The sequence below is a fragment of the Arthrobacter sp. 10N44_2 genome, from assembly GCF_056394385.1.
Map to the genome: position 1 here is coordinate 1 of NZ_JBFTHT010000043.1, position 485 is coordinate 485.

General features: G+C 62.3%; 1 protein-coding gene. It reads right to left on the reverse strand.

Annotation, left to right across the window (positions count from 1 at the left end; translation table 11 throughout):
• Positions 1 to 15: 15 nt before the first annotated feature.
• On the reverse strand, positions 16 to 485 hold a 470-nt coding region (locus tag AC1DBX_RS20655), incomplete at its 5' end, for a class I SAM-dependent methyltransferase (RefSeq protein ID WP_476932669.1).

Here is a 485-nt window from a genome sequence, read left to right on the forward strand (position 1 = left end):
GTTCTGATCTGTGCGTTATGCCTCAACTCCGATCAGTACGAAGAGCAAGAACGCGAGGAAGCGTCCGCTTGGGCGGTTCTCGAACTCGTCGGGGAATCGTTCATACGCGGCCGCCGCCGGCGCTGGTTCGCTGATGGTTTCGATGCGGAAACCGGCCGCAGCGAACGCGTCCGTCATGGCGTGAAGAGGTCTGTCCCAGAAAGTGAGCTCGGCCGTTCCGGCGCCCAAAGTCCATTCCTCGGTACGGGGCCGTGTCCCGAAATACTCTGACATTCCGCCTGAGAGACGATCGCCGAGGAACGTCGCCGATGGATGCTCTTCGGAGACGATCAGGCGACCGCCGGGCTTCAACACACGGTGGAATTCAGCCAATGTGGGTGCCCAGTCCTCGAGGTAGTGCAGCGCCTGGGACACGATGACGTCGTCGAAGGTGTCGTCGGCGAACGGGAGCGCATCCGCCAGGTCGGCGACGAACAGGTCAGCGT